The sequence below is a fragment of the Glutamicibacter sp. AOP38-B1-38 genome (assembly GCF_052377485.1).
GTDB lineage: Bacteria > Actinomycetota > Actinomycetes > Actinomycetales > Micrococcaceae > Glutamicibacter.
This window is the reverse complement of record NZ_JBQSWU010000028.1, coordinates 14336-41079: the sequence shown is the minus strand read 5'-3', so window position 1 is coordinate 41079 and position 26744 is coordinate 14336. Positions and strand designations below refer to the sequence as shown.

Sequence of the window (26744 nt, the reverse complement as noted above, 5' to 3'; positions counted from 1 at the left end):
TCCAAGCACTTTCGGTCTGTGATCTGCATTAACGTACAGGGAAACTCCCAGTGATTTCCCGTAGTCTTTTACCGTGCTAGATCTTTCTCCTTTCCTCTCGCTTATGACCGAGTTCGGGACACCAACCATGGGAGCTGCGTTTCTCCCCGACTGGTTGAACCCCAACGTCTTCCTCCGCGACCCAGCCTTGGGCCCATGGGTCATGCTGCTGGTGTGCGGCATCGTCTTTGCAGAGACCGGACTGCTTGTCGGGTTCTTCCTGCCAGGGGATTCAATGCTCTTTACCGTGGGGCTGTTGATCGCTTCGGGAACCCTGGATATCTCGCTGTGGCTTTTTGCCCTCGCAATCTTCGTTTGCGCCTTCGCCGGAGACCAAACGGGCTACATCATCGGTAAAAAATCTGGCCCCGCGATCTTCAAGAAGCCCGATTCTCGTTTCTTCTCCCAGGCAAACGTGGAACGTGCCCACGAATTCTTCGAGAGATTCGGTGGGCGCGCGGTGATTCTTGCACGCTTCGTCCCGGTGGTTCGCACCTTCGTTCCGGTGATTGCCGGCGTCGCCAAAATGAACCACAAGACCTTCGTTTTCTACAATCTTGCCGGCGCGCTGCTCTGGGGCGTTGGCGTAACCCTGCTGGGCTACTGGTTGGGCCAGATTAGCTGGATCGAAGAAAACGTAGACATCATCTTCATCTTGATCGTGCTGATTTCGGTCATCCCGATCTTCGTGGAACTTCTCAAGGCCCGTATGGCGTCCAAGAAGAAGGCTGCGAATCGGTCCGACGCGATCGAAGACTAAGAACTTTTGGCACCCCGGCTGCGGAATTGTCCGCCAGCCCATTGCACGCCGCGGCGTATCAACCACTGCTCGCAGGGTTGAATACAGCCGCGGCGTACCCCTTTGCAGACCAAATCGGCTCCATGGTCCATGGCTCTGACAGCCTCGGTGGTAGCCGGCCGCAGTGCGTTCATGAGAACCTCGCAATCGCAGTATCCGCCGAGCAGCTTGATCTTGCGTTCCAGCGCGGTGGCCCGGGGTGCCGCATGGTCTCGGTAACATTTGAGCATGCGAAGCGAACCTTCGCAGGGCACGTCCTCGGCTACCCGATAGAGGTAGCAGGCAAGGCATTCGTGTTCGACGGGTAGCGGAAGATCGCGCATGGTGGACTCCAAGCTGGGTGGTGGACTTTGCTTCATCCCAGCTTCGGGCAGGCTTGTTCAACGCATAGCTCCGCAACGGCGAACTGTGCATAAACTCCCTATGCTAAATATTCCTCTTCAGGAATACATCGATTCGGTCCAGCGCTTCGGCGACACGATGGTAGCCCGCAGCGAAAGAAAGCCGGATAAACAGATGCCCCTCAAATGGGTCGAAGTCCCCGCCGGGGGTCAGCGCCACATGAGTTTCTTCCAAGACCGCGGCACAGAACCCGGTGGCCGAACCAAACTTTTCGAGCACCGCCGGGCGCAGTTTTCCGTAGAGATAGAATGCGCCATCGGCAGGGGCAGCCTGCGAGATGCCAAGCTTCTCTATGCTGCCGAGCACCAACTCCCGGGTGCGAGCGAATTCGGTTACCCGGCCCTCGGCTTCTTCCAGACTCGCTGGTTCGAAGGCGGCCAGCACGGCGCGTTGCGCGGGCGCCGGCGCGCATAGGGCAAGGTTGGAGGCTAAGCCATCCACCACGGCGAGCATGTCGTCGGGGACGATCATCCAACCCAAACGCCAGCCGGTCATTCCCCAGTATTTGGAAAATGACGAAACGACAATGCTTGTCTGGGAGTATTCCCAGGAGGTATGGCCCCTGCGTTCGGGCACAAACTCGATTCCGTGATAGATCTCGTCACTGATCAGCCGCACTCCGTTTGCTTCGCACCAGCAGGCGAGGCGTTCAAGCTCCTCGGCGCTGAACATGGTTCCGGTGGGGTTGTTCGGCGAAGCTATCACCAGCCCGTCGAGGCGTCCGTGTTGCGCCTTCGCCGCCTCGAGAAGTTCCACCGTCGGCTGGAAACGCTGCTCGGGTCCGGTGGGCAGGTCAACAACTTGCAGCCCAAGGGCTTGCAGAATATTTGCGTAGGCCGGGTACCCAGGCCGCGCCAATGCGACGATATCTCCCTGATCAAAGGCCGCCAAGAACGCGAGCTGGAATGCGCCCGAGGAACCTGCAGTCATGACGAAGTTCCTCGCGGGAATCTCTATCCCGTAGGTCAGGCGGTAGTGCTCGGCTAGCACCTGCCTTGTTGCGGCTAAGCCAGTGGTGGAGGTGTACCCGAAATCCGCATGTTCGGCGTGGAGCTTCGAAGCCAATTCATTAACCGCGGCCGGTGCCCCGCCACCGGGTTCGCCGACGCAGAGCGAGATCACATCATGTCCGGCGGTGCGCATGGTGGCCACCGAATCAACAATCTGCATTACTTCAAAGGGCGGCACCTGTCCGCGAGCAGATACCTTCACTGGGCGTTCTCCGCTCCAAGCGCCCGTTCCTTGACCGGGTGGCGGGACAGAATGGAAATTCTATTAAAAGCGTTCATCGAAATCGCGATCCACTGGATCGCGGCAACCTGTTCATCGGTGAGCAGCAGTCGCGCCGAAGCTACGGCGGCGATGCGTTCCTCCGGGCAGGGCAGATCCGTGGCAGCCTCGGCGATGGCAAGGGCCGCGCATTCGAGCTCGTCAAACTGTCCGCCGCATTCATCCCACGTGCTGAGCAATACGATGCGCTGCATGCGCTCTCCGGCTTCCAGCGCCTTGCGCGTGTGCATGTCGAGGCAGTAGGCGCAGCCGTTGATCTGCGAGACCCGAAGGTTGATCAGTTCGGCTGTCCGGTCGCTGATGCCGGCTGCCCGGTAGGTCTTGGCAAGCTGGTTGGAGAACTTCCCCATGGAGTTCCACAACTCGGGATTGGTCTTGTCTAAAAAGAGTGGGTCTGAAACGGCCATATCTGAACCCTACCGGTTTGGCCGCGGTTGCTCTTGCTGAGCCGGCGCCTGTGTCTTGGCGGCTGCCGGTGTTCGCGGAGCCCGCCCCGACCGGCGAACCCAGAAATAGCGTCTCCGGACAGGCCGCGCGCCAGATTGCCGGCACCCCTAAACGCGAAAAGGGCCCTTGCTCCACGTGTTTCACGTGAAGCAAAGGCCCTAGTCACAGATGTTTAGTCTTCGTCGGCTGCGAGCTGCCCGCAGGCGCCGTCGATTTCTTTGCCGCGCGTATCGCGCAGCGTGGTGGGTACGCCGAGGCTGTCCAGGCGGCGCACGAACTTGCTGGTGATGTCCTTCTCGCTGCGGGTCCAGATGGAGCCCGGTACCGGATTTAATGGAATCGGATTCACATGGACCCAGCCGCGACCGCGGGCGTTGAGCTTCTTCGCCAGCAGCTCGGCACGCCACTCATGGTCGTTCATGTCCTTGATCAGCGCGTACTCGATGGAGACGCGGCGTCCGGTCTTCACATAGTAGTCAAACGCGGCGTCCAGCGCCTCGTCGACCTTCCAGCGTGAGTTCACCGGGATCAGCTCATCGCGCAGCTCATCGTCCGGGGCATGCAGCGACAGCGCGAAGGTGACCGGCACATTCTCTTCGGTCAGCTTGCGGATGGCAGGCACCAGACCCACGGTGGAAATGGTGATGCCGCGGGCGCTCATGCCCAGGCCTTCGGGGGCGTCGGCAACCATGCGGTGCACCGCGTTCATCACGCGCTTGTAGTTCGCCAGCGGCTCGCCCATGCCCATGAACACGATGTTGCCCACGCGTTCGTCCGGATGCTTCTGGCCACCGAGGCCGCCTTCGGCGATCACCCGGTTCGCCTGGACAATCTGGTCCAGGATTTCCGCGGTGGACATGTTGCGGGTCAGCCCCGCCTGTCCGGTGGCGCAGAATGGGCAGTTCATGCCGCAGCCGCACTGCGAAGAGATGCATAGGGTGATGCGGCCCGGGTAGCGCATGAGCACGGACTCGACCAGCGAACCGTCGAACAGGCGCCAGAGGAACTTGATGGTCTTGCCGTCATCGGTGGTCAGTCGCTTGACCTCGGTGAGCAGCTTCGGGAACATGGCCTCGGCCAGTTCCGCACGGCGCTCCTTGGGAAGATCGCTCATCTTCTCCGGGTCGGTGGTGTAGTGCGTGAAGTAGTGCGTCGAAAGCTGCTTGGCGCGGAAGGCCGGAAGGCCTAGTTCCTTCAGCTTCGCTTGGCGTTCGGCAAGGCTCAGGTCCGCCAGGTGCGTTGGCGGCTGGGCGACGCGGCGCTTGGTGGCGAACTGCAGTTCTGGACGGCCATCGGCGCCCATCTCCTGTTTCCATCCTTCGGCCGTTGGCACGACCTGGGCGCGGCCTTCGGCCTCGGCTCGGGACTTGGAGATGCGCAGCTGCTGGGCGCGCTGGGCAGCGGCCTGCTCGGTGCGCAGGGCCTTGCGTTCAACGGCGGAAAGTGTGGTGGAGTCGCTGGAAGTCATTACTACCTATTGTTTCACGTATCCACTGGAAGTTGGCGGTGAGTTTGGGCACGCATGGCACCGAGGCCTCCAGCGCCCTCCACCTCGGAGAGAACCAGCGGCCCTCTGCTGGACATCAGCTGCTTCCCGGACCTCCACGAGGGGTCATCGTAAAGCTGCGGGCTGCACCGTCATGGAGGCGTTGGCTCGCTGCCAGGCGTGAAATCAGGGCATCGCGCCCCGATGCCAGCCACCATGGCAACGGCCGGCCCAGCATCATATTCAGCTGCGCGCGCGAACCCGCCTTGCGCGCGGCCTGCAATCGGGTTTCGGAGAAACCGGCCAAGGATGCATTGGAAGCCAACCGCCCAGCCAGCTCCAGCGCGTCGGCAAATCCCAGGCTGAGTCCCTGTCCCCCAATGGGACTGATCTGGTGCGCGGCATCCCCGAGCAATACCACCCGCCCATGGACCATCGAGGCAACCTGCCGGTTGGCGGTAGCGAACCGGCTGTGCATGGTGCAGCTCGCGGCGTCAAGCACAAATCCCACCCGCTGGCAGAGGGCATCAACCACGTCGGCGGCCGAGCTGCCGGAGCTCTGGCCGTCCACACGCAGGACCCAACGACGCAGGGAACCAGGCAAGGGGAAAGATTCCACTATCCCCGCCGGGTGCAAAAACAGGGCGGCGGTGTGGGTCAGCTGCGTGGTATCCGGAAAATCTCCCATCAGGTAGGCGTCGGGCAAAGCTCTGCCGCCGAATGGCACTGCCAGGCTCCTGCGCACCGACGAGTTCACTCCGTCGGCTGCGACCAGCCATCGGGCTCGGTGCGAGGTACCGCCGGCGGTGAATTCCACCCCGTCCGGCGACTGCGACCGAAGGCCGGTGAACTCGGCCCCGGAGACCAGTGTGCCCGGAGCAAGCTCCGCCAAGCGTTCGCGCAGCAGCGTCTCGGTGACCTGTTGGGGCAATGACAAGACGTAGGGGTAGCCCCCGCCGATCACCGCGAAGTCCATGATGCCAATGATGCGGCCCGCCGAAACTCCGATGCCGCGGCGGATCGGGACTCCGCATTCCTGCGCCTGCGGGCCTACCCCCGCCAGTTCAAGGATCTGCTGGGCCGGCGGATGCAGGCCGATCGCTCGTGAATGCCCGGCTAGTTCGGTTCGCTTCTCGTATACCGTGGCTTTCCGTCCTCGTTGGGCCAACAGGATCGCCAGGGTCAATCCCACCGGCCCGGCTCCGATGATCGCTACCTCATCCACTGCCGGTTGACTTCCAGAGCAGCACATTGCGGTAAGTCCGTTGTGCTTGCACCTCCCAGCCAGACCTGGCCAAAGCAGCCAGTTCCGCTGGCGTGTAGCTGCGCCGGATGGAGACCAGCCCGTCGCGGCGGATCAGCGAGGTACCGGCCAACGGCAGCGTTGCCGTGCCGAACAACAGCAATGCCGCTCTGGCGCGGCGAATATCGCTATGCAGGCCGATCCCGGCGCACAGCCGCTCGGTGTCCACCTGCAGCTGCTGCAATTCGCCCGCTTCCAGGTGGTGCAGCAGGTGGTTGGAGAGCACCACGTCAAACTGCGCCCCGGCGGCGGCAAGCAGCACACTGGTAGTCTCACGGAATTGCACCACGCCCTCCGGCAGAGCCGCCTGGCGCAGAGCCCGGCGGGCGTAGTCGATGGCGCGCGGATCCGGATCTATCCCGAGAATCTGAGTCGAAAACCCATCGGCGAGCGCCCAGCGGGCCAGATTCATTGCGATGTCGCCGCCCCCGCAGCCCACATCCAGAATTCTTGTTCCGGGCCGGCGGCGCAGCACGGGACGGATGAAGCGCGCGTAGTTTCCGCGCCATCCGGCGACAACCCGATTTACCAGCGGAAACTGCGCGTAGGTCCGGCGTAGCAATGCAGGGTCGCAATCCGGTCGATCCATTTCCTCGCTGGCTCCGATGCTGCGCCGCAGACCCGTCATTCAGCCGTCCCGTGCAGGGTGAAGAGCCCGGTTTCCACGGTCAGTCCGGGACCGAAAGCCATGGCGCAGACGCGTTCGCCCGAGCTGGCTTGCCGATCATCCATGATTTCCTTGAGCACGAACAGGACCGTCGCGCTGGACATGTTTCCGTATTCGGCCAAGACCTTTCGGGCAGGGGCTAATTGGGCATCACTGAGTTCGAGGCGATTCTGGACGCGGTCCAGGATCGCTCGGCCACCGGGGTGTATCCCCCAATGCTTGATCTGGGCGAAGGTCGTTTCCGGGATGGAAGCCTTCGCGAAGAGCGGTTCCAAGGCGCCGCTAATATGCTCATCAATGATGTGCGGAACATAGGTTCCGAGCACCATCTCAAAGCCTTCGTCCCCGATATTCCATGCCATGGCCTCCTCGCCGACCGGGGTGAGCACCGTTTCAAAGGCGTCCATGCTCAATCCGCTATCGCCGTGTGCGGTGACGATTGCCGCCGCGGCTCCGTCGGCAAAGAGCGCAGAACCCATGATGGTGTCCGGGTCGTTCGAGCTGTGCACATGCAGGGTGCAAAGTTCCGCGCAGGCCACCAGCACCGTTGCTTGCGGATCCGCGAGGCAAAAATCCCTAGCCGCACGAAGTGCAGGGAAAGCCGCATAGCAACCCATAAAGCCCAGATGGTGCCGCACGGTATTGGGCTTCAGACCCAGCGCGCGCACAATCTGGTAGTCCGGTCCTGGGTTATAAAAACCGGTGCAGGAGACCGTAATGACGTGGGTGATGTCCGCAGGTGTCAGATCCGGGCAGTCGTCCAGGGCTTTCTGCGCGGCTCCGATAAAGAGTGCCGGGGCGTGGGCGGCATATTCGCGGTTGCGGGTGGCGGTGCTCGGAGAGTGCAGTTGCTGCGTGCCCGCGTCGTAGAACAACGCGCTGGCCGGCGGGTGGTGGGCATCGAAGTCTTTGACGCAACTGTAGCGGGTGTTGATCGCCGAGGAATCGAAGGAGGTGGCGATCAGCCGCTGACCCAACCGGGACAGCCCCGGTTGCAGTGCAAAGACATCACGGACTTCATCCTGGCGAAGGAGCGTTTCTGGTACGGCGGTCTGGATAGTACGCAGCATCACTGGCATGAGCCGAGCCTAGGCCTACCGCCACGCTACGTAAAGGGTGCAGCGAAACACAGGACGAACACGAAGAAATGAAATCGCTCAATACTCTGAGTAGTCGGACATAATATGATTATCTTGGATTTTGCGCTCAAGGTTTCACCAATAAGAAAGAGGCCCGCGTGGCAAAGGCATCTATGCATTCGCTCGAAGGAATTCGCCGCACCATTCTGGACGGCTTCTGGTCACCGGGAGATCGCTTGCAGCCCACCACGTTAGCCGAGCAATTCAGCACCAGCACCACCGTCATTCGCGAGTCCTTGACCCGTTTAGCCGGTGAAAACCTTGTTGCCATCCGCCCCAATCGCGGATTTTTTGTTCCAGATCTCAACCTTGGAGAATTGGCAGACATTACCGAGCTTCGCTGCGCCACCGAGGCGCTCGCGGCACGGCTGGCCGTGGAACGTGGAACCGTAGCCTGGGAATCCGGGCTCATCGCCGCGCACCATAAACTTTCACGAACCCCACGCCGTCTACCCGAAGATCCGGATCGGGTGAACCCACTCTGGTCGGCTGCGCACCGCGAATTTCATCATCAGCTTTTGGCTCCGTGCGAGTGCCAACCGATGCTGAAGCTCTCCACCGACTTGGCAAATTTCACGGAGCTCTATCGCCGGTGGGCCGCGCCGTCACAAGTGGCGGTGGCGCGCGATGTCGAGCAGGAGCACGCAGATATTCTCGATGCGGCCCTTGCTCGCGATGCGCAGAAACTCGGCGCGCTGCTGCGCAAGCACTTCCAGGCCACGGTTGACGTCGTGATGCAAGCCGGTTTAGTCGAGCAGCCCGCATAGCTGCAAGCTTCTCAGCGAGACCCCGGAAGGATGGTGGTCGTGGCGACCGCGCTGTTCATCGTTGCCACTGCTTTGCGAACCGCGTCCCCGGCGCGGGAGTCCGTGGCGACTTCCTTGATCCGATGCTTGGACTCTGCAGCGCTCAGCGGTTCGATCTCCTCGGCTAGGACATTAGGCACTACGCCCATGCCTTGCAAGATGGATAGCAGCGTTGCCTCGTGGGTTTCGGCCTCCCGCTGCCCCTGAAGCACCGACCGCAGCCCGAAACGGAATTGGCGTTCCAGTTGCCCGTTCAGTACTTTCACATTCCCCTTGCCCAGACCAAAGAAGCTGCGTTCCCCGTGTTCCACAAGTCCTTGCTTGGCTAAAGAATCCGTCACTAGGCGAATATTGCACAGTCGGTTGATCGCAACGGCCGAATCCAGGCTTGTGCCGTCTTTGCCCTCGAGCTTTTCCAGGGAGTGCGCCAATACCGGGTCCCCGATCGGCCCCGCTCCGATGATGGTGATGCGCGGATTCGAGTCTTCGGTAAGGCCTACTCGTCCACCCAAGATCAGGTCAGCAATGACCGCGGCGTTCATTCCGTACCCATAGGAGCTCATCACCGTCTCTGGGCGGCCGTCGTCCTTGGTCAGTAGCAAATACAGCTTTTCGGAGATCAACATATTTCAAGGCTATCGACTCTGGAAACCTGCGTCCTCCCCATTACGGCGGATTTCGCCGTGGCTTGAATGCGGATCGATATTTGCGGCCGCCGGATCTTGCGCACCGGCCAGCTGTTCACGCTGCGCACGCCTGCGCGTCCGCTTTTCCTTGCGAAGTTGCTGTTGCTTGTCGTGGATCAATGCCGAAGTTGTTCGGATGAACACCGAGATCCAGGTGAAGAGAATTGCGACCACGGCAAGTTCAAATCCGGTGAGGTTGTAGTAGTTCCATTCCTGCCACAGCAAGAAGGCCAGCCATAAAGCTCCTAGTGCCGTCAGCGACATCAGATGGAAAACCACCGGATATCCCGGAAGAAGCACCGTGGTCCCCGTCAGGAGCAGCATCATCCCGGCCGCCGCCAACCGGACAAAAGCAGCATGCACCTCGGGGGCAACATTTACCGGAACTACCCCGATCAAAATAACACCAAGGGCCACCGCCAAAAGGCACCAGCGGACAACGCCGGGACGCGGGCGCAGATGCTTTGCAATCCGGTATTTCTCCAAGCTCGGGCGGCACCTATAGGTCCGTGAGAGCTTTGCAAGATCTCTGGTCATAAATTCGGTAAAGGCCATCAGCACGAGCCCGGAGACCACCAACGTCGTGTTGAATGTCCAGAAGGAACCAATCCCCGCGTCATAGGTACCGAGGGAAGAGAACATCGACTGCCACCAGCCTCGGTCCTCGGCGAGCAGCATGCTGATGACGACTCCCGAGGCCATGAAGATACCCAGAACCACCGACAGAGTTTCGGCATTTGTCCGAGCCGTGGCAACCAAGCACAGATAGGCGCTGACCCCCGTCGCGCCGCTGACAAGCAAGGAGCCGGCAAGCATATCCACGCGCAGTCCAAAAAACGCCTGCTGCATCAGGTGGAAAGCCACCATCAAGATCATCACCGTGCTCGCTGCATGGACTAAAACCAGCCCACTCAGGGCGACTGCCTGACGCCACCTGGGGATCCGCCCGAGCCACGGCTCGCGTGATAGCAGCAACCGCCGAAAGGCCACCGCACTGGCCAGTGCTGCTGCCACCGCTCCGGTTGAAGCGGCGACGGCACCTACGGATAGCCCACCGGCCAGAGCCGGGCGATTACCTGCGAACAGGATGAGCCCGACTATTAATCCTAGGATTGAACAGATAAAGCCTGCCCACAATGCCTGCCGTTCAACGTCTAGTTCTGTGGCCGGTTTGCCATGGTTTTGAATGCTCTGATCGGTCCGCACGGTAGCAATTATCTCACTGATAGACTTTTTAGCCAGTTTCTGCCTACGCCAGCGCCTGGGTTAGCCCGTTGACCAGCAGCGTCACGGCCCCGGCAAACGCGACGAGAATAACGAACAAGCGGCTAAACCTCTCCGGAATCTTGGGAGCGAGGAAGTTGCCCAGCAGTATTCCCCCAACCATCGCCATCAGGCAGCTCACCCACTGCGTCCAATGTAGTTCGGGAACTCCGCCCTTGGCCAGCAGCGAAGCGACGGCCAGAACAAAGAAGTACAGTTGCACCGAAATGGCGAATTTCGCCTGCGGCCAACGGCTGGCCACCGCGTACCCAGCAATGGCCGGACCTGACACTCCGGCGGTAACAGACATGAATCCGGAAACGGCACCTGCCCCGATTGCCAGCCCCTTGCTTTGCGCGGTACGAAGATTGCGCACCAGGAAGCTCGAGCCCAGGGCAAGGATGACCATCAAGGCAATCCCGATGGTGAGCCACGGGCCGCCCAAACGCGCGGCAACCCAGGCGCCGGGAAGAGTCATGATGACCGCAGGAATGAGCATCAGCAAGATCTTCTTATACTCAACGTCCCTGAATACCTGGATCAGAATCAAAAAGCTGCTGCAGGCTCCGAGGAAGTTGACCACCATGACCCCGTGGTGAGGCCCGAGAACCATCACCAGAAATGGTGAAGCAACCAGCGCGAATCCCATTCCGGAGATTCGCTGTGTAGAAGCCCCCACAAAAACGGCCGCGGACAATCCGAGCAATGCGCCGAGTTGTAGCGTATCCAATAGTTGCTGCCTTCCAGTTCCTGCGCCGAACGCAGTCGCGCCCTATTGCTTTACGTTAGTGCACCCGGGCGCGACCTCAGAATACGAATTCCGCGCTGCCTCGTTCTACGCTGGTCTCGTGAGTATCGACGTTGATTATCTGATCATTGGCGGCGGAGCCATGGGCTCGGCCGCCGCCCACGCATTAGCCGCACGCGGCCGCGAAGTGCTCATGGTCGAGCAATATGCGCCGGGCCATCTGCACGGTGCCTCGCATGGGGCGACCCGCAACTTCAATCCGGCCTACGCGGAAGCCCCCTATGTGCGGTTGCTGCAACGCGCGAACCTCCTGTGGGACGAGGTTGCCCTGTCCGGTGGCACCAAGCTGCTGAACCGCACCGGGTTGGTGAACCACGGCGATCCAGTCGGGCAACGCCGGATCCAACGCAGTCTCGGCGCGGCCGGATTCGACTGCGAGTCCCTGAGCATGGCAGAAGCCGAAGAACGTTTTGCCGGGATGAAATTTGAGACCGAGGCTCTGTATATTCCCGCAGGAGCCCAGATCAATGCCGATCTTGCCGTTTCGACGCTGCAACGCCTGGCGCTGAACTCCGGGGCCGCGATTCACCACAATCGGCGTGTGTCGGCCCTGGAAGTGATCTCCGAGGAACTTGTCAGCATCCAGCTGGAGGAGCCTGCGGGGAGCACAACCCTGCGAGCACGCCATGTCATCGTGGCCGCCGGGGCATGGAGCCGGTCGCTCCTCGGGGAAGCCATCAGCCTTCCACGGATCCATGTCACCGAAGAGCACCCGGTTCATTTCACGCAAACCCCGCTTCCTGCTCGGTGGCCCGGGTTCAATCACTGCTTGGACCCCGCACGTGATACCGGTTCCCCGGTCTACGGCCCGATTTATGGAATGCACACTCCGGGCGAGGGAATCAAGGTCGGCTGGCACGGCTCGGGCCGCATAGTTGACCCGAATGCCCGCCCGCATGAGCTCGTGGACGAACAAATTCGGGCGTTGCAGGCTTATGCCGCACGCTGGTTGCCTGGTGTTGACCCCGAACGTTTTGAGACGGTCTCCTGCACCTATTCCAATACCGAAGACGAGAACTTCATTTTGGACCGTTTCGGACCGATCACCGTGGGTGCTGGATTTAGCGGGCATGGGTTTAAGTTTGTGCCGGCCATCGGCGAGCATCTGGCCGATCTGGCCACCGGAGCCTGCAGCACCGAGCCGATTTTCGCCGCGAACCGCAGGATCACCCGTCCTGTATTTCTGGAGCGGCGCCGTCAGGTCGGGCTGGACTAGCTCTCCTGTCAGGGGTCCGGCTGCTGCTGGGTATTGCAGCCAAACGCGCTGTTGGCCCATTAAACGCGTTTTGGTGAATCCGATTCGTTCGGATTCACCAAAACACCAGCATTGGCGCTAGTTCTCCTAGCGATACCAATAGATCATTTTCGTCGTCTAATACGTCATAGAACTAATAGCCAAACTTACTAGCTTCCTCACGGGAAACCCCAGCAATGTCGCGCACAAGTTGCGCTTTGGAATCCTCTGCATGCGCCAACGACTTAGCGAAATGGCGTGATGCGCGGCCACGGTTTTTCATGAATTCCTCCAAATCACTTACGAGGATTCTTCTATGTGTACCAACCCGTGGTTGTTCAGGGATGACCCCCTGGTCCAATAAGCGGCATATAAAAGTTCGACTCATGTTCACCATTTCAGATGCTTCTTTCGGAGAGACCTCCGCGTCAGGCGATCGCCTGACGACAAGGCTCTTGCCCTCTTCAACAAGACCAACTACCTGCATCAGCATGTCAGCTAATTCGTTATCGGCAAGAGTCTCTAAAACGGCACGAACATCTTGAGTCTTGTCTTTTGGTGCTAGAGGTAGCTCAATAAGTGACATTTCGTGCCCTTCAGAATTCCATACTAACTAACTTAGGTAGCACAAGTGACTCAACTGAAACTAGCTTATCTCGGCCAACGCGGCTTCCGCAAGAGAGAAGCTACCGGCTGTGAACAATGCCTCTCAACACTCGGCGTTGGAATTACCAAAATGGTCACTAAACAAAACTCGACGCTCTACGTAGGATAAAGCCATGATGAATGCACAACTCGTCGGGGTTCGACCAACGCTGTATGTACTGCATGAATGCCTATCGGCCCCAGATGATTGGGCAAACCCGGAGCAATATAGAGCCGTCAAACAAGGTCGCTTCAAAGACGCCGGCCCACTCTCCCAACTCCAGCATCCCGTTATCCAGTCAGGAAACTGGGCAACAAGTGATCCAGAATGTGCCAACTCGCACATAGTTTACAAACATGCAGTTACCTGTGGAATGCCAACTCCTTGGCGCGAGCTAAAACCTGGTCAATGGCGAGGACTCGTGACTCAACCCAAGCAGGATGCCCAATGGTGGATACTGTTCGCTGGACTTCGCCGTGCAGGCGACGAGTCGAACGTTTACCGAAAACTAGATTTGATGAAACGGCATGCTCTCTTAGCGCTTTACCCGACGTCAGATGACTACACACTCCAAAAACTTGAAGTTGCAAATGCCACGGAGAAAGCTTGGGAGGCCAGCTGCGCCGCTTCCATACTCTCTTCAGTCAGCAAGTCGATTACTTTAAATCATAAGGTCGAAGTTACGCTCCCACTCCACCCCTCGCACAAGGGCGCTGAGCTAGTGGTTGATTTCCACGTGGAACGCGTCGAAGATCAACAGGCACCACACGAGCTGCCCGCAGACATATTTTTAACCGTCCATACTAAAAATTGGTCCGACTCGACGCTTCGTGATGTTGTCGTTCCCATCATGATTGGTCTTATTGATCCAGTTCAAGAACACTGGGAGATAATTGAACACAACGGCAAAGATATGGTCTACCTTGTTCAGACCACCGAAGTGAAGATTCAACAACTCCTCGCTGCTGAAACTTTAGCTAACGCATCGATCGACACGTACACGCACAAACCCGAAGTGCCGCGCACACACTACGCGCACTATGCTAGGCAGAGAATTCTCACTGACGCATACGTCTATGGAATAGTCAGCCAAGCTATTTGCGGATTCAACTTCGTTCCATCGCAAGACGTATCAGATATGAAAATTTGTCCGGACTGCGAGAGAATATATGAAGCCTACGCAACATAGTCTTTCCTGCAATTGCGTTGCGACTTACCCGAACTCTCTGCGTCCAGCACGCCACCTTAAGTTGGCAGCTGCTGAGTGATGCAGTGGATTCCACCACCGCGCGCAAATAGCTCCCGGGCATCAACCCCCACCACTTCCCGCCCGGGGTACGCCTCCGCCAAAATCTGCAAGGCCTGGGCATCCATCGGATCGCCAAAGGTGCAGGCGATGACTCCGGCGTTGGTGACCAGATGGTTGATGTAGGAGTAATCAACCCATCCCTCGGTGTCCGTGAGCACCGTCGGGGCCGGTACCGGTATGAGCGTGAGTTTGCGCCCCTTGGCGTCAACTGCAGATTCAAGCTGCTGGCGCACCTGCCCGGATACCTCAAAGTCGGGGTGCTCGGGGTTTTGCTGGTCGTGGAAGAGCACCACACCGGGTGCGGCAAAACAGGCCACGATATCTACGTGTCCGCGGGTTCCGAATTCTTCGTTGTCGCGGGTCAATCCCCGTTCCAGCCAGATGGTCTTCGTGGCACCGAGCAGCCGGGCAAATTCCGTTTCAATATCGGCTTCCGCTTTCCCCGGATTGCGTCCCGGGTCCAGCTGCACGCTGCGGGTTGCCAAAACGGTGCCCTCCCCATCCACGTGAATGCCGCCGCCTTCATTGGTGATCAGCGCTCTTAGCACCTTGGTTTCGGTCAGGGCAGCAACTTCGCTGGCGATTTTGCTGTCCTTTCCCCAGTTTGCCCATGCTTGGGCGCCCCAACCGTTGAAATTCCAGTTCACCGCAAAGAGTTCACCCGCGGCATCACGTACGAAGGTTGGACCGATATCGCGCATCCAGGCATCATCCAACTCGCGTACCGCGAAGTCCACGGATTCCCCGAGATGGCGGTGGACTTCGGCAAGTGCGCTTGGATCAACGATCATCGTCACCGGGGTAAACCGGGCAACCGCGCGGGCCACGTTGGACCATGCGGTGCGAGCGGCTTCCGCCTCCGCCTCGCTCTGCCCCAAGGTGTATCCTCCGCTTGGAAAAGCCATGAAGATCCGCTCGTGGGCTGCGGTTTCGGCGGGCATGAAGTAGTTAGGCACTGGTCTGCTCCTCTTCCCCGAGTTCACTCTCAACGCGCGCTTCGGTCAGGGCTGCGTAGGTTTCCGGGCGGCGTGTGCGCAGGAATGGGAACAGCGTCAGCCAGTCCCGGCGGGCATCGAGGTCCAGCCTGGCGACCAGCACCGCTGAGTCGTTGCGTGGGGCGCGGGCCAGAATCCGGCCATAGGGGTCGGAGATGAAAGAGGAGCCGTAGAAGGTCAACGCTCCTTCGTCGCCCCAGCGGTTCGGGACGACCATGAACAGTCCGTTGGCGATGCCATTGCCGAGAATGGTTTGGCGCCACAGCGGTTCGGTATCAAAATCCGGGTGGTCCGGTTCGGATCCGATGGCTGTGGGATAGGCCAGCAGGTCGGCCCCGGCCAGCGAGTAGATGCGCGGCGGTTCGCTGAACCACTCGTCCCAGCAGGTAGGCAGTCCCATGGCCAGGTCTTTCAGGCCCGAGATGCGGTGCACCGGATAGGGCTCCTCGTTGGGGCCTTCGCGGAAGTATTTATCCTCGTAGTATCCGGCGGTACGCGGAATATGCAGCTTATTCGTGGTCGCCACCAGTTCGCCCTCCGGCGACACGACAATCGCGGTGTTCAGCCCCAGGCCATCGTGCGATGGCGCCTTGCGGTACAAGGAGATATGCACGTTGATCTGGTGCTTGGTGGCCATCTGCGCGGCGAAGGTAAAAGTTGGACCGGTCAGCAGCTCTTCGGCAGACGCATCGGCGGCAGCCGTATCCGGGACTTTGAAAGCCGGGTATTTGCTCAGCGTCAGTTCCGGCAGGAATACGATTTGTGCGCCATGGCTCGCCGCTCGCCGGATCCCATCTTCAAGCTCCGCTTCCAGGGCTTGGCGGTCTTCATGCCAGCGGTGCTGCACTAGGGCAACGGTGATGTCGCCACGCACTTTTTCTCCGGCACGCGCCGGAGAGACCGGTGGATTCAGGGCGAGGACTTCTTGCATTTGGGTCACCTCAGGATGTTTAACGAATGCTATTCGTTTTCAGGTTAGACCTGAGTCATATCCAAAATCAAGGAGTTTAACGAATGATTTTCGTTTAATCTGTGTATGCTCTAGTCAAAGAGTCTCGAAGCAAAGGAAGCCCGCATGGCTAGGCCGTCGAAACCAAAGCTCAGCGCAATTGCGATTGCCGACGCCGCGCTCAAGCTTGTCGACGCACATGGTGAGTTCACCCTGCCGCATCTGGCCAAAGCACTCTCGGTGACTGCATCTTCGCTCTACAACCACGTAGATGGCAAGGCCGGGATCATTGAGCTGATGCGCGGGCGCGCGATGTCCGAAATTCAACTACCCGATCTGGACCGGGTTGATTGGCAGGAGGCAGTTCGGCAGATCGCCACGGAGTATTGGGCCTCCTACGCCAAGCACCCAAAATTGATTCCGCTCTTCACCAGCCACACGGTCCGCGACCAAACGACGCTGCGAGTCTATGAAGCGCTGGCTGAAGCGTTTGCCATGGCTGGATTTGCACCCAAGGAACGCCTGCAAGCGATCACCATCATTGATTCGTTTGTCCTGGGCTCCGCGTTGGATGCCGCCGCGCCCAAGGAAGTCTGGCTAGTGAGCAGCGAAGCATCTACTGCATTTAGCGACGCCTTGGACGCCGGCTTGAATGTAGAAGGCAGGCCGGCGAAGGCCTTCTCTGCCGGATTGGAAATCGTGCTATCCGGGTTTGAGCGAAAGTTCGTGTAGTTCGCCGATTTCCCATGGGTGGCGTTTGGGCGGACTACGCGCACGAGAAATCGTTGATCAGCAAAATTCCCGGCCGGTATCGAATTGTCGTTTTCGGCGCCGTAGCCACCGGCGAGGACCATCCGATGTTGCTGCCCATTTCGGTGACCGCAGCTCCATCAGTTGTTGTCACGACGAGCACCTTGACTTCAAATGTCTGGGCAGTGCCGAGGATTGCTCCGAGCAGACTCAGCCCGGCGCTGAACCTCACCGAAGTAGTGCCAGCGTTGACGTTTAGAAAACGAACCTCACCGGAGTTGGACTGCACCCGAACCGCATATTTAGCACCACCAGGCATAGCCGGCGCGGGCCAGGACACGTCAGCACTGGTAGCGGCACCCAGCACGCCGCCAACCGTCGTGCAGGTCAGGGCGCCGGGGATCGCTGGCACGCTGGCGGCAACGGGCGATGACGTAGACGTCGCATTGCCCGCGAAGGCGGCCTGAGTCATTTCGATCTTCGGTGTGCCGACAATCAGCGTGCTGACGAGCAGAAGAGCACCAAGGCCCGCGATCCCACGTATCGATTTGCGTTTCGACCATCTGTGAGCCGACCCGGTTGCGTCTTCGACCGAGGCATGCATCTCGGACGCGTTCTTTCTTGCTTCACTCGTATTGCCAGGATCACTTCCACGATCGTTGGTGCTTCTAACGAAGGCTATGTAGAGCAGATAGGCACAGAGCAGTCCCCCGAGGAAAAATGCCCAAGGCTGGCTGAGCCAAGAAACGGCATAGCCCAATACAGGAATGCTGAGAAGAAGCTTATCGACGGTGCTCGCGTGGTACATTTCGAGATCTGGGATGGGGTTGGAATCTCCCTTGAGCACCAGACCGGCATCTGAGTTCTCGACGACCCGATGCGTTATGCGTTGATTTTCGCTATTTATCACCGAGACAATTTCGTCCTGGTTGATCTCGTGGATAGCAGTGGGCACTGCGATCCCTAAGGAACCCGTCGGAATCGACGGCTCCATGGAGCCGGAAGCAAAAATCAAGGGCTTTAGACCAAAAATCATGGTTGCGACCGTCATGATCAGGCATAGGGAACCCAGTGCCGCCCCTACGTTCAATACGATCCGCTGGAATGCTGAGAGGCCCGTGCCCCGATTCCTTTTGGACTTATGATTCCCCATGCTAGGAACCAACCGTTGAGGTGAAGGTCAGGCCAATGCTTGTCGTTGCGCCCTGCAGGGAGTTGGCAGCTGTTGTCGGCAAAGCATATTGGATGCAAAGCGACTCTGAGGCACCAGATTCTAAAGTGCGCGGAGTCGATGAGCCGATGAACTGCGCACCGGCGCTCTTGGAGATTATGGTCGTTCCACCTGAACACGTGACGTTGGAGCCGCTGCCGCTAACGGTTGCGCCGATCTTTACGGAGATGTTCAGACCCGCGCCCAAGGTCGAAGCACCTGATTCGGTGATCTTTCCCTGAACCGTGTACGGAGCCGATATGGTTCCCGTATTTTTCACAACCACCGTAGACGCGGAGCTGGTGCCCGGATATAGATTATTGCCCGTAATGGGCATCTGATAGGTAGTTGCATTGGCTGCACCTGCCGTTGCGCCGACTCCAAGCGCCACGGTCGCGGAACTGATATTGGAGGTCGCGGTGGCGGTGCCTGTCCACGCAGCCAACGTAGAAACCGCGCCAAAGCCCACAAGGATTCCCATGGACAGGATCGCCTTGATACGAATAGATCGGGTGCTCATCGTTTGCCACCAGCCTTTGTTACTTCAGTTCGATTCTGTCTCCACGAGAGCATGACGGCCGCGCATCCAACTACCAATGCACCGATCCCCAAGACGATTACCCCTCCGCTGAACCCGGTATCACTGAGCTGATCCCGCTGATCCGGCGTTTCGTTTTCGGGGGAATCTTCTGGGGGCGCGTGGGTTTCTCGTGGTGGTTGCGACGGTTCGGGCTCCGGTGTCTTGCCTATGCCGGTTTCGACCGCGTTGATCTGCACCTGCAGGGAACGCTTTTCCTGATCTTGCGACCCGTTCGTCGCGGACCCCGGCAGCCCCATGCGCAGTCCCACTTTGACCGTTTCCTCCGGTTCCAGACGGAAGCGCGACAAGCCGATGGTCTCGAAATAGATCTGGGTGTGCGCTGCTGATGCCTTGGGTCGCACGCTAACTTCAACCTCTTGGCCGCGGTCGTTTCGAATCCACAGCGCGCCAATGATTTCATCGCCTGGCACCAGAACGGGCTCCCCGCTGAACAACGGCGGTGGGGCCTGTGAAAAATTCCTGCCATCACTGCTATAGCTCAAGCCAGCGGCAATATCTTGATCACCCCGAGCATGGACGGGAGCTGCACTCAGACATGCAATGAGTGCAGCGGCCGAGGCCTTCAAAAGGACCGGGTGAAGACGAAGAGTCATGTCCGTTCCTTTCGTTGCTTCTCACGCCAAGCTCCGGCGAACATGATCATCGAGTAGACCAGGAGGCTCCCTGCAGCAGCCCAGGTCAGCCAAGTGCGTTGCTGGCCGGAAATGGCCGAATTGATGAAACCGAGCAATGGCATTGAATACCAGAGTTTGCCCCTGATCTGCTCTGGCCTTACCGGATCGTCATCGGTGTTGTTTGCATCCCCGCGCAACGTGAATTGCGTTTCACCCGACAAGGTAGAGCTAACGGCGGCGACCCGGTGGGTAACTACCTCAGGCTCACCGGACGTCAGCTGGTAGGTCACCACATCGCCAATCCGGATCTCTTCCATATCTGCAGGCCGCACTACGATTAACGATCCCGGAGGGAACTCTGGCCTCATGGAACCTGTCAACACGGTATAGGCCGTGGCACCGCCAAGTTTTGGAATTACGATCATGACGGCGATCAAAGCCAGCACAACGAAGAGGGCAAGCCAAGATGCAACTTGCCCGCTCCACCACAACAGGCCCGTCTTTTCACGTTCTTTTTTGAGTTCCGCTCGTGTTTGCGCGGTCATCGCTGCTGCCCGACAAAGCCCAGCCTGAGTTCCAGCTTTCCGCCGGCTGCTGCCTGGGAGGCGCCAGCAGGAAGCGAGACTCGCACGCATAGTGTTTCTTCGCCCCCAGCGCCTTCGGCTGGCAACGCCCTGGGCGCTGCAAACTCCGCGGCATCCCCTAGCGAACCTGCATAGAGTTGCTCGCCAGCGAGCGGCTGCCCAGCTTCGCAAGCGGAGGCAGACATGCCGGCGTGAATGCGCAGCTGGCTTGCTTCGGACAAGGCAATATCGGCGGCAGTTGGTGAGGTTGCCGCGTTGACCGCTCCGTCCAGCCGATAGCCCAGATCGCTGGTGCCGCCATTGCTGATAACCAGTGGCGCCTGCGTGAATTGCCCCGGGACAAGGTTGTCGCTGCCGAGCTCCAAGAACTGGAAATGCTGCGTAGCGTTTTCGCCATCGCCGGCAAGCAACATCAAGGAACCGGTCTGAAGCGTTCCGGGATCCACGCTGCTTTCTGCGCGCCACGAAGCGACCGTACCTTGGGCGCCCAGTCCGAGCGCCAAAAGCACGGCCGCTATCAACGCAAACTTCAGAGGCTTGGGCATATAGGGGCTATCCCGCGTTCGTTACCTAGGAGCGGACTTGATCCAAAGTCAAGGTCAGGTCGCCCAAGTCAAGAGGCTGGTCATAGGTCGATGGCGGGGTGTCGCCTACGGCGCCTTCAGCAAAGGCAACGGTAATCAACACCGGAACATTGTAGGTGCCTGGCTCGGCAAAACTCAGCGTGCCGTCTGGTTCTTCCGTAATACCAGCAGCCGAGGCGTCAACTTCAAGCCCCACCGTCACGTAACCATCCAAAGCGCCCAGCACGGTCTCGGCTTCGGCAATGCTCAAGACACCGGCAATGTTCTTGCCCTCGGCGTCAATAGCGACGGTTTGGCCATAGGTCACCGTATCCCCGGGTACAAGCTGCTGCGTTTCAGGATCGAATGGCTCCGGCGCTTCCGTGTTGCTGATGTCTTGCCAAACGCCGTCGGCGCCCAGGGTCAGGTTCAGATGGCCGGTCTCAACCACGCCTGCGTCTACCGTCTGCTGTGATTGCCAGCGGGCCACCGTACTGGCACCGCCGAGCAATAGGGCACCCGCGGCAACGGCCGCTATCGTCGCCTTAGTTACTTTCTTCATATGCTCCGCATCCTCAAAATAAGAGTGCCTGTGATGGCACCTACTTTCAGTAAAGCGTATTTAGGAGCAAATTCAACCTGCCTTTAGCGCGAGGACTTCTTGGCTTCGGTCGAGATCGAAGATTTCTCGTGAGGTTTTCTGCCGCCTCCTGAATCACGAACAATTATTTTCGTTTTATTCGGTGCTGAGTAGCGCATTTAGCGGATATCGAAATAGCAACTTTTATCGTCAAGCTCCATTCGCCGACTATTGCCTGGCTGTCTTGAACCGATCGTCTAAAAATTATTAGACGAGTAGACAACTCCACATAGAGCTACCATCGCGTTGAATAATTAAAGTCAGCGTTCCAGATTCGGCGCAGAAGCAAAGAGGTTCAAGCCCATGGCGCGCGAAAGCTGTCCAATGGCCAGCTGCGCTCGAACCGAGTTGCCAGCCATATCCAAGGGCGGCGAAAATGCGCCGATGGCGCCTTTGCCGGGCGCTACAGCCACGATGCCTCCGGAAACTCCGGATTTGGCCGGTATGCCGATTTCAAAGAGCCATTCGCCCGAACGTTCGTAGAGGCCATTGGACGCCACAGCGGCCAAGGTGTCACGGCAGACATCCGCATCAACTACCTGTTTTCCGGTCACCGGGTTAACCCCGCCGTCGGCCAGCGTCGCGCCCATGACGGCAAGGTCGTAGGCGGTGACATTCAATGAGCACTGCTTGGTATAGGTATCAACGGCGTCCAAAGGGTCCCCCTCGAGACGCCCGTAGCTCTTGAGCAAACGGCCCAAAGCCTTGTTTCGTTCGTTGGCCAGCGACTCTGAGTGGTAGACCTCGTCATCCAGGGATAGCGCGCGGCCGGCGAAGGCCGAGAGCCCTTCCCTGACGTTCTCCCACTTCTTCGCTGCGGTCTTGCCGGGAATCATTTCGGTGGTGGCAATCGCTCCGGCGTTCACCATCGGATTCATCGGGTGCCCATTATTCAGCTCAACGGCCATCACCGAGTTGAAGGACATCCCGGTGTTGTTCACCCCGATGCGTTCGCGCACGAGTTCGCGCCCATGCTCCTGCACGACCAAGGCGTAGACGAACATCTTGGAGATTGACTGGATGGAAAAGAGATGCCGGCAGTCGCCAACTTCATGCACGGATCCGCGAACGTGGGACATGGCAATGCCAAACAGGTTCGGATCGGCTTGGCCGAGGATTGGGATGTAGTGGGCCAGCAGACCGTCATCCGCATCGGCATAGCGTTCATGGGCCTCTTTGAGAAGCTCGTCGATGCGTTGATGCTCTAGGGCACCGGTGGATACCTGCTGTTCGACGTCGTCAAAGTCGGTAGGAATAGTCTCGTTATTCCCCTCCGAAGGATAGTTCATCTTCACCTGCCTTTGCCTATGGCGCCATTAGTTTCCTGCTACCTGTTTTGAGACTACCAACAGCGACCTCAGCTGGCATCTTTCAATTCGGAGTGCGACTGGCCGCGCAGCTTCAACGATGCCAGCTGATCGATTCCGCGGTGGGGCTGCTGCGGCTCCTACCGTGGAGCAAAGTGTGTTTTCGGTGACAATGTGCACGGCCTTACAGCGTTAACTCCCATTCTGACCTAGTATTTTCAGTATGGCTAAGGGTATTACTTTTCATACGCGCAAATGGGTTCGCCCCGAAGACCTCAACGCAAATGGCACGCTGTTCGGCGGAAGCTTGCTGCGTTGGATCGACGAAGAGGCGGCCATCTACTCGATCATCCAGCTTGGCAACAAGCACGTGGTCACCAAATTCATGTCCGAAATCAACTTCATCGCTTCCGCCAAGGAAGGCGACCTCATTGAGATGGGCCTGACCGCCATCGACTTCGGTCGCACCTCGGTCACGCTGCGTGCCGAGGTACGCAACATCTTCACCCAGGAATCCATCCTGACCATCGAGAAGATTGTGTTCGTGAACATCGGCGAAGACGGCAAGCCAGAACCACACGGCTATGACCACATCACCTACACCCGTGACCGTATTCCCCTGGAAATCACCAAGGCTCTTATCTAACTTCCGGCGGATGCCTTCAGCCATTACCCGGTTGGCGGTGTGGAAACGGCCCCGATCCTCGTGACGAGGATCGGGGCCGTTTCGCATCAAGGCTCAATTTGCGTCCCGAAAATTTGCATACATTACCTCTTGTTCCGCGTGACTTGGTAGGGCAAAGTAAGTGCCGGGCGCATTAAGCGCCTTTCCCCCAACCGAACGAGGTATTGAGTATGAGCCGGATGATCTTCGTCAATTTACCCACCGCTGACCTAGCCAAGGCGGACACTTTCTACGCTTCGTTGGGGTTCGAGAAGAACCCGGTCTTCTCTGACGAGAACGCTTCCTCCTGGATGATCAGCGATAACATCACCGTGATGGTGCTGGTCCAGGAATTCTTTGCCAGCTTCCTGGTCGATGGAGATGTGCCCGCACTGGGCGCACCGCACCGCGAGACGCTCAACGCCATCTCGGCTGACACCCGGGAGGGCGTGGACGAGTTCGTAGTCAATGCCCAGACCGGCGGCGGGAGCATCTACCGCGCGGCTGACGAGCCGTTCCCGGGAATGTACCAAGCGGCCGTGAAAGATCCCGACGGCCACGTCTGGGAAATCGCATGGATGAGCCCAGAAGCCATGGAGAATCCTGGCGGCTAGTTCAATAATCAGCAAGCAGGGGTTCTGCCGCTGGTCCGTTGGGGCGGCGGCGGGACCCCTGCTTGCTTATCTGGCTAATCCGGCGTTTTGGCGTGCCGCCTGGCCTTTTTCTGCAGCCCCTTGCGGTATAGCTTCTTCATGCCGTCCGCCGGACGTATCGGCTGCTGCCATCTCGGTTCGAGCTCATCACCCAAGGTCACCCCACGAAGCCTGCGACCGAACATTGGCAGGACCCACTGGCGCAGCCACTCCACGTCGCGGCGCACCGCCTGCACCGGAGATACCCGCTCGATATCGCCGAAGTCTTCGAATGCAAGCTGGTGATTGGCCCCTAGGATCTCTAGCACCCTGATGGCCATGTAACGATGCCCGGCCCGGTTCATATGCAGCTTGTCGACGTCCCACATGCGCCGATCGCTGTAGACCTCCCATTCCCAGTAGTCCACCAACGTGACCGTATCCCCGTGCTGACGTGCTAGTTCCCGGACACGATCGTTGAATTTCCAGTTACGCCGCTTAAACGGAGCAAGCATCGGGTGCACCGGGATATCGAAGCCGGTAAAAAGCAAAATTTGGGCGCCAGAGGTTGCCAGCCGCTCGACCGCGGCCGTGTAATTTGCCAACACCACATCCAGGTCCTTGCGGAACTCCAGAATGTCGTTTCCACCGGCATAGAAGCTGATGACATCCGGGTTCATGGCAAGGGCAGGTTCGATCTGCTCTTCGATGATCCGGTCCAGCCGGCGGCTGCGGATAGCAAGATTGGCGTAGCGCCACCCGGGATCTTCTTTGGAGAGCTGCTTGGCCACGCGATCCGCCCAGCCACGCACACCGTTGGGCAGGCGAGGTTCCCAGTCCCCCACACCCTCGGTGAACGAATCCCCGATTGCTACAAATAGCCGACTCATGACTGGCTACGCTACTCTCGGCAATTGACCAGCCAATGACTTAGCGGCAAACGAATCCTTACCGCCACATGTCGTTCGGGCTCACCTTGGTGCGCGGGAATCGCCAAGCAGGCCCGTTCCGGGCGGGTGAACAGCGCGGGTCCGCACAGCTCGTTCAGCGCACCTCGGCCAAACATTTCATCACCGACTGGCCGCCCACCTGCTCGAAGTCCTGCGATACCTGAAGCGCAATCGCCTCGGCGATCCCTGTGGTATCCATTCCCATATCCGGGCCGGCGAGCACCGGGAGCTGTCCGAGCACGCGCACCGCGGCGGATTCGATGGCCAGTGCCGCTTGAGTTTCGCCCAGATGGGCCAACAGCATAGCGGCGGATAAAATTGCGCCGACGGGATTAGCCCACCCCTTGCCAGCGATGTCCGGGGCCGAACCGTGGATGGCTTCGAACATGCTTGGGGCGGATCCGTCGAGGTTGAGATTCGCGCTGGCTGCCACACCGAGTCCGCCCTGGATCACCGCGCCCAAGTCGGTAATGATATCGCCGAACAGGTTATCCGTGACCACCACGTCGAATCGTTCCGGGGATACCGGCAGGTGGAAGCACATTGCGTCTACATGCACATAGTCCACTTCGACCTGCGGGTAGCGTGCACCGACCTGAGTGACCACTTCCTGCCACAGCTTGCCGGCTTCGATCAGGATATTTTTCTTGTGGCACAGGGTGAGTTTTCCGCGCCGGCTGGCGGCTAGTTTGAATGAGTATTCGACGACTCGGGTGATGCCTGCACGGGTATTGACCGATTCTTGCACTGCCACGGTGTGCTCGGTGTTTGCATGAATGGTGGACCCCTGGCCTACGTAGGCGCCCTCGGTGTTCTCCCGGACGATCACCAGATCGCAGCGTTCGGGAGTCAGCCCCGCAATGGGCGTTGCCACACCCGGATAGAGCTTGACCGGACGCAGGTTCACAGCTTGCTCGAATTCCTGGCGCATAGCCAAGATGAAGCCGCGCTCAAGGATCCCGGGTTCCACCGCGGGGTCACCCATGGCGCCGAAAAGAATTGCCTCGTGACCGCGAAGTTGTTCGGCAAGTTCAGGGCCCCACAATTCTCCGGTCTGCAGGTAATGCTGTGCCCCCGCCTCATATTTGGTCAGCTCTAGCGCAAACCCAAACGCCTGCTGAGCCGCCGCCAATACCTTCAACGACCCGTCCATGACCTCGGGACCGATGCCATCACCGGGAATCGCTGCAATATTGTAGGTTTTCATAAGGAATGCCTTTCAGGATTGTCCAGGAGAGCTAGTTGTTTATCGAAGTACTCGGAGAGATGCTGCAGAGCCTTGCCGCTAGCACCCTCGCGTAGAGCGAGGACAAGCTCCGTTAAGTCGATTAGCGAATTTTGAAGTGCCTGCCCACGCCGTCCGTGGCCGGGCAGGATAACCTCTTCGGTCATCCGCACCAAGCCTGAAAAGCTTTGCAGGTAGCTGTTGTTCGAAGCATCGAGAAGCACCAGATGGAATCTGGACATCGAGCGTTGATCACCGGTGCGGGCTTGTTGAATCAGCCGCTGAAGTTCATCCAGCACCGTTTCGGGCAGCTGGCCGCACAGCAATTTGCACGCCGCCGACTCGAGCGCTTCGCGAAAGACCAGCGCCTCGCGGAGTTGGCTTCCGGCCATCATCCGCACCATTGCGCGCCCGGCAGCGTCGATGCAGATGATTCCCTCGCGCTCAAGCAGGCTCAAGGCTTCCCGCAATGGAGTGCGGCTCAAGCCCAGCTCCTGGGACAATTTGCTCTGCGCAAGAACCTGTCCGGGGAGGTAGCGTCCGGAGAATACGCGTTCGCTGATTACTCCCGCGGTTTCCCGGGCCAGGGAGACATTGCTCCGCCAGTCGGACGTCATCATCACCGCCTCGCACTCCGGCGGTCCCCCGCAATTTTGGTATCCAGAAGTTATTTGGTGAGAATCACTGTTCCCGGTGCACCACCACATGTCAATGAATTCAGCAGTTTTCGCAATAG

General features: G+C 59.0%; 30 protein-coding genes. 7 read left to right on the top strand and 23 right to left on the bottom strand.

Going from position 1 to position 26744, the window contains the following annotated elements; all coding sequences use genetic code 11:
- The first annotated feature begins 103 nt into the window (after positions 1-103).
- Positions 104-799, top strand: coding sequence for a DedA family protein (locus ACT3TP_RS15275; RefSeq protein ID WP_176484179.1), 696 nt, complete (start codon positions 104-106; stop codon positions 797-799).
- Here the strand turns inward: ACT3TP_RS15275 and ACT3TP_RS15270 are convergent.
- The 7 genes from ACT3TP_RS15270 to ACT3TP_RS15240 form a co-directional block, all read right to left on the bottom strand.
- Entirely contained in the window at positions 796-1068 is a 273-nt protein-coding gene (locus ACT3TP_RS15270) for a DUF2695 domain-containing protein (RefSeq protein WP_444620924.1), read from the bottom strand. The genes ACT3TP_RS15275 and ACT3TP_RS15270 overlap by 4 nt on opposite strands.
- Positions 1069-1264: 196 nt before the next feature.
- Positions 1265-2452 carry a pyridoxal phosphate-dependent aminotransferase gene (locus ACT3TP_RS15265; RefSeq protein WP_096286291.1) on the bottom strand — a complete coding sequence of 396 codons (1188 nt, stop codon included), beginning with the start codon at positions 2450-2452 and terminating at the stop codon, positions 1265-1267.
- Positions 2449-2937, bottom strand: a complete 489-nt coding sequence (locus ACT3TP_RS15260) for a carboxymuconolactone decarboxylase family protein (RefSeq protein ID WP_096286289.1) — start codon at positions 2935-2937, stop codon at positions 2449-2451. Before ACT3TP_RS15260 ends, ACT3TP_RS15265 begins: the two co-directional genes overlap by 4 nt.
- Before the next feature lie 212 nt (positions 2938-3149).
- A complete protein-coding gene (gene rlmN / locus ACT3TP_RS15255) occupies positions 3150-4445 on the bottom strand; it encodes a 23S rRNA (adenine(2503)-C(2))-methyltransferase RlmN (protein WP_255248436.1) in 1296 nt (431 codons plus the stop codon).
- A 115-nt stretch (positions 4446-4560) separates the two neighbouring features.
- Positions 4561-5688, bottom strand: a complete 1128-nt coding sequence (locus ACT3TP_RS15250) for an FAD-dependent oxidoreductase (RefSeq protein WP_176484173.1) — start codon at positions 5686-5688, stop codon at positions 4561-4563.
- On the bottom strand, positions 5681-6394 hold the full coding sequence (locus ACT3TP_RS15245) for a methyltransferase domain-containing protein (RefSeq protein WP_096286285.1): 714 nt from the start codon (positions 6392-6394) through the stop codon (positions 5681-5683). Before ACT3TP_RS15245 ends, ACT3TP_RS15250 begins: the two co-directional genes overlap by 8 nt.
- The gene (locus ACT3TP_RS15240; protein ID WP_444615617.1) at positions 6391-7512 is read right to left on the bottom strand and encodes a type III polyketide synthase; all 1122 of its coding nucleotides are present in this window, start codon (positions 7510-7512) and stop codon (positions 6391-6393) included. The genes ACT3TP_RS15245 and ACT3TP_RS15240 overlap by 4 nt, the downstream gene beginning before the upstream one ends.
- 158 nt (positions 7513-7670) lie before the next feature.
- Here ACT3TP_RS15240 and ACT3TP_RS15235 point away from each other — a divergent pair, with 158 nt between their 5' ends.
- A complete protein-coding gene (locus tag ACT3TP_RS15235; protein WP_444620915.1) occupies positions 7671-8339 on the top strand; it encodes a GntR family transcriptional regulator in 669 nt (222 codons plus the stop codon).
- Between the two features lie 11 nt (positions 8340-8350).
- On the opposite strand, the gene ACT3TP_RS15230 is transcribed toward ACT3TP_RS15235, so the two are convergent.
- From ACT3TP_RS15230 to ACT3TP_RS15220, 3 genes are read right to left on the bottom strand one after another with little or no spacing between them, the layout of a single operon-like run.
- On the bottom strand, positions 8351-9004 hold the full coding sequence (locus ACT3TP_RS15230) for a GOLPH3/VPS74 family protein (RefSeq protein WP_096286279.1): 654 nt from the start codon (positions 9002-9004) through the stop codon (positions 8351-8353).
- A gap of 9 nt (positions 9005-9013) precedes the next feature.
- Positions 9014-10270: a hypothetical protein gene (locus ACT3TP_RS15225; RefSeq protein WP_141393530.1), complete on the bottom strand. Its 1257-nt coding sequence runs from the start codon at positions 10268-10270 to the stop codon at positions 9014-9016.
- A gap of 43 nt (positions 10271-10313) precedes the next feature.
- On the bottom strand, positions 10314-11057 hold the full coding sequence (locus ACT3TP_RS15220; RefSeq protein WP_141393529.1) for a sulfite exporter TauE/SafE family protein: 744 nt from the start codon (positions 11055-11057) through the stop codon (positions 10314-10316).
- Positions 11058-11175: 118 nt separating this feature from the next.
- Between ACT3TP_RS15220 and ACT3TP_RS15215 the strand changes: the two genes are divergently transcribed.
- Entirely contained in the window at positions 11176-12351 is a 1176-nt protein-coding gene (locus ACT3TP_RS15215; protein ID WP_096286335.1) for an FAD-dependent oxidoreductase, read from the top strand.
- Between the two features lie 172 nt (positions 12352-12523).
- On the opposite strand, the gene ACT3TP_RS15210 is transcribed toward ACT3TP_RS15215, so the two are convergent.
- On the bottom strand, positions 12524-12955 hold the full coding sequence (locus ACT3TP_RS15210) for a helix-turn-helix domain-containing protein (RefSeq protein WP_096286273.1): 432 nt from the start codon (positions 12953-12955) through the stop codon (positions 12524-12526).
- A gap of 193 nt (positions 12956-13148) precedes the next feature.
- Between ACT3TP_RS15210 and ACT3TP_RS15205 the strand changes: the two genes are divergently transcribed.
- Positions 13149-14204: a DUF3039 domain-containing protein gene (locus ACT3TP_RS15205; RefSeq protein WP_096286271.1), complete on the top strand. Its 1056-nt coding sequence runs from the start codon at positions 13149-13151 to the stop codon at positions 14202-14204.
- A gap of 56 nt (positions 14205-14260) precedes the next feature.
- On the opposite strand, the gene ACT3TP_RS15200 is transcribed toward ACT3TP_RS15205, so the two are convergent.
- Together ACT3TP_RS15200 and ACT3TP_RS15195 are read right to left on the bottom strand one after the other, a co-directional pair.
- Positions 14261-15265, bottom strand: a complete 1005-nt coding sequence (locus ACT3TP_RS15200) for an agmatine deiminase family protein (RefSeq protein WP_444620923.1) — start codon at positions 15263-15265, stop codon at positions 14261-14263.
- Positions 15266-15272: 7 nt separating this feature from the next.
- Positions 15273-16250, bottom strand: a complete 978-nt coding sequence (locus ACT3TP_RS15195) for a nitrilase-related carbon-nitrogen hydrolase (protein WP_444620922.1) — start codon at positions 16248-16250, stop codon at positions 15273-15275.
- Between the two features lie 144 nt (positions 16251-16394).
- On the opposite strand from ACT3TP_RS15195, the gene ACT3TP_RS15190 reads away from it, so the two are divergent.
- On the top strand, positions 16395-17000 hold the full coding sequence (locus ACT3TP_RS15190; RefSeq protein WP_105569554.1) for a TetR/AcrR family transcriptional regulator C-terminal domain-containing protein: 606 nt from the start codon (positions 16395-16397) through the stop codon (positions 16998-17000).
- A 34-nt stretch (positions 17001-17034) separates the two neighbouring features.
- On the opposite strand, the gene ACT3TP_RS15185 is transcribed toward ACT3TP_RS15190, so the two are convergent.
- From ACT3TP_RS15185 to glsA, 7 genes are all read right to left on the bottom strand, one after another.
- Positions 17035-18171, bottom strand: a complete 1137-nt coding sequence (locus tag ACT3TP_RS15185) for a signal peptidase I (protein WP_444620913.1) — start codon at positions 18169-18171, stop codon at positions 17035-17037.
- Between the two features lies 1 nt (position 18172).
- Entirely contained in the window at positions 18173-18748 is a 576-nt protein-coding gene (locus ACT3TP_RS15180) for a hypothetical protein (protein ID WP_444620912.1), read from the bottom strand.
- Positions 18745-19239 (bottom strand): hypothetical protein, encoded by a 495-nt coding sequence (locus ACT3TP_RS15175; RefSeq protein WP_444615614.1) that lies wholly within the window; start codon positions 19237-19239, stop codon positions 18745-18747. The genes ACT3TP_RS15180 and ACT3TP_RS15175 overlap by 4 nt, the downstream gene beginning before the upstream one ends.
- 179 nt (positions 19240-19418) lie before the next feature.
- Complete coding sequence (locus tag ACT3TP_RS15170; protein ID WP_444620911.1) at positions 19419-19988, bottom strand: signal peptidase I; 570 nt, start codon at positions 19986-19988, stop codon at positions 19419-19421.
- Positions 19985-20572, bottom strand: a complete 588-nt coding sequence (locus tag ACT3TP_RS15165; RefSeq protein WP_096286255.1) for a SipW-dependent-type signal peptide-containing protein — start codon at positions 20570-20572, stop codon at positions 19985-19987. The genes ACT3TP_RS15170 and ACT3TP_RS15165 overlap by 4 nt, the downstream gene beginning before the upstream one ends.
- Positions 20573-20597: 25 nt before the next feature.
- Positions 20598-21152, bottom strand: a complete 555-nt coding sequence (locus ACT3TP_RS15160; protein ID WP_096286253.1) for an alternate-type signal peptide domain-containing protein — start codon at positions 21150-21152, stop codon at positions 20598-20600.
- Between the two features lie 338 nt (positions 21153-21490).
- Positions 21491-22519 carry a glutaminase A gene (glsA, locus tag ACT3TP_RS15155; RefSeq protein ID WP_105569547.1) on the bottom strand — a complete coding sequence of 343 codons (1029 nt, stop codon included), beginning with the start codon at positions 22517-22519 and terminating at the stop codon, positions 21491-21493.
- A 241-nt stretch (positions 22520-22760) separates the two neighbouring features.
- Between glsA and ACT3TP_RS15150 the strand changes: the two genes are divergently transcribed.
- Together ACT3TP_RS15150 and ACT3TP_RS15145 are read left to right on the top strand one after the other, a co-directional pair.
- On the top strand, positions 22761-23183 hold the full coding sequence (locus ACT3TP_RS15150; RefSeq protein WP_105552734.1) for an acyl-CoA thioesterase: 423 nt from the start codon (positions 22761-22763) through the stop codon (positions 23181-23183).
- Between the two features lie 209 nt (positions 23184-23392).
- Complete coding sequence (locus ACT3TP_RS15145; protein ID WP_105552733.1) at positions 23393-23815, top strand: VOC family protein; 423 nt, start codon at positions 23393-23395, stop codon at positions 23813-23815.
- 74 nt (positions 23816-23889) lie between these two features.
- On the opposite strand, the gene ACT3TP_RS15140 is transcribed toward ACT3TP_RS15145, so the two are convergent.
- The 3 genes from ACT3TP_RS15140 to ACT3TP_RS15130 all read right to left on the bottom strand — a co-directional run bounded on the left by ACT3TP_RS15140 (position 23890) and on the right by ACT3TP_RS15130 (position 26628).
- The gene (locus tag ACT3TP_RS15140) at positions 23890-24723 is read right to left on the bottom strand and encodes an SGNH/GDSL hydrolase family protein (RefSeq protein WP_444620910.1); all 834 of its coding nucleotides are present in this window, start codon (positions 24721-24723) and stop codon (positions 23890-23892) included.
- Between the two features lie 154 nt (positions 24724-24877).
- On the bottom strand, positions 24878-25990 hold the full coding sequence (locus ACT3TP_RS15135; protein ID WP_096286243.1) for a 3-isopropylmalate dehydrogenase: 1113 nt from the start codon (positions 25988-25990) through the stop codon (positions 24878-24880).
- A complete protein-coding gene (locus ACT3TP_RS15130) occupies positions 25987-26628 on the bottom strand; it encodes a GntR family transcriptional regulator (protein ID WP_444620909.1) in 642 nt (213 codons plus the stop codon). The genes ACT3TP_RS15135 and ACT3TP_RS15130 overlap by 4 nt, the downstream gene beginning before the upstream one ends.
- Positions 26629-26744: the final 116 nt, after the last annotated feature.

Bases quoted from the DNA above. Each gene is read 5' to 3' on its own strand.
- glsA (WP_105569547.1), bottom strand. From the start codon at position 22,519: ATGAACTATCCTTCGGAGGGGAATAACGAGACTATTCCTACCGACTTT.
- ACT3TP_RS15180 (WP_444620912.1), bottom strand. From the start codon at position 18,748: ATGAGCACCCGATCTATTCGTATCAAGGCGATCCTGTCCATGGGAATC.
- ACT3TP_RS15270 (WP_444620924.1), bottom strand. From the start codon at position 1,068: ATGCTCAAATGTTACCGAGACCATGCGGCACCCCGGGCCACCGCGCTG.
- ACT3TP_RS15130 (WP_444620909.1), bottom strand. From the start codon at position 26,628: ATGATGACGTCCGACTGGCGGAGCAATGTCTCCCTGGCCCGGGAAACC.
- ACT3TP_RS15260 (WP_096286289.1), bottom strand. From the start codon at position 2,937: ATGGCCGTTTCAGACCCACTCTTTTTAGACAAGACCAATCCCGAGTTG.
- rlmN (WP_255248436.1), bottom strand. From the start codon at position 4,445: ATGACTTCCAGCGACTCCACCACACTTTCCGCCGTTGAACGCAAGGCC.
- ACT3TP_RS15245 (WP_096286285.1), bottom strand. From the start codon at position 6,394: ATGACGGGTCTGCGGCGCAGCATCGGAGCCAGCGAGGAAATGGATCGA.
- ACT3TP_RS15165 (WP_096286255.1), bottom strand. From the start codon at position 20,572: ATGCCCAAGCCTCTGAAGTTTGCGTTGATAGCGGCCGTGCTTTTGGCG.
- ACT3TP_RS15185 (WP_444620913.1), bottom strand. From the start codon at position 18,171: ATGGGGAATCATAAGTCCAAAAGGAATCGGGGCACGGGCCTCTCAGCA.
- ACT3TP_RS15145 (WP_105552733.1), top strand. From the start codon at position 23,393: ATGAGCCGGATGATCTTCGTCAATTTACCCACCGCTGACCTAGCCAAG.
- ACT3TP_RS15195 (WP_444620922.1), bottom strand. From the start codon at position 16,250: ATGCAAGAAGTCCTCGCCCTGAATCCACCGGTCTCTCCGGCGCGTGCC.
- ACT3TP_RS15230 (WP_096286279.1), bottom strand. From the start codon at position 9,004: ATGTTGATCTCCGAAAAGCTGTATTTGCTACTGACCAAGGACGACGGC.
- ACT3TP_RS15135 (WP_096286243.1), bottom strand. From the start codon at position 25,990: ATGAAAACCTACAATATTGCAGCGATTCCCGGTGATGGCATCGGTCCC.
- ACT3TP_RS15205 (WP_096286271.1), top strand. From the start codon at position 13,149: ATGATGAATGCACAACTCGTCGGGGTTCGACCAACGCTGTATGTACTG.
- ACT3TP_RS15240 (WP_444615617.1), bottom strand. From the start codon at position 7,512: ATGCCAGTGATGCTGCGTACTATCCAGACCGCCGTACCAGAAACGCTC.
- ACT3TP_RS15190 (WP_105569554.1), top strand. From the start codon at position 16,395: ATGGCTAGGCCGTCGAAACCAAAGCTCAGCGCAATTGCGATTGCCGAC.
- ACT3TP_RS15150 (WP_105552734.1), top strand. From the start codon at position 22,761: ATGGCTAAGGGTATTACTTTTCATACGCGCAAATGGGTTCGCCCCGAA.
- ACT3TP_RS15200 (WP_444620923.1), bottom strand. From the start codon at position 15,265: ATGCCCGCCGAAACCGCAGCCCACGAGCGGATCTTCATGGCTTTTCCA.
- ACT3TP_RS15170 (WP_444620911.1), bottom strand. From the start codon at position 19,988: ATGACCGCGCAAACACGAGCGGAACTCAAAAAAGAACGTGAAAAGACG.
- ACT3TP_RS15160 (WP_096286253.1), bottom strand. From the start codon at position 21,152: ATGAAGAAAGTAACTAAGGCGACGATAGCGGCCGTTGCCGCGGGTGCC.
- ACT3TP_RS15210 (WP_096286273.1), bottom strand. From the start codon at position 12,955: ATGTCACTTATTGAGCTACCTCTAGCACCAAAAGACAAGACTCAAGAT.
- ACT3TP_RS15140 (WP_444620910.1), bottom strand. From the start codon at position 24,723: ATGAGTCGGCTATTTGTAGCAATCGGGGATTCGTTCACCGAGGGTGTG.
- ACT3TP_RS15275 (WP_176484179.1), top strand. From the start codon at position 104: ATGACCGAGTTCGGGACACCAACCATGGGAGCTGCGTTTCTCCCCGAC.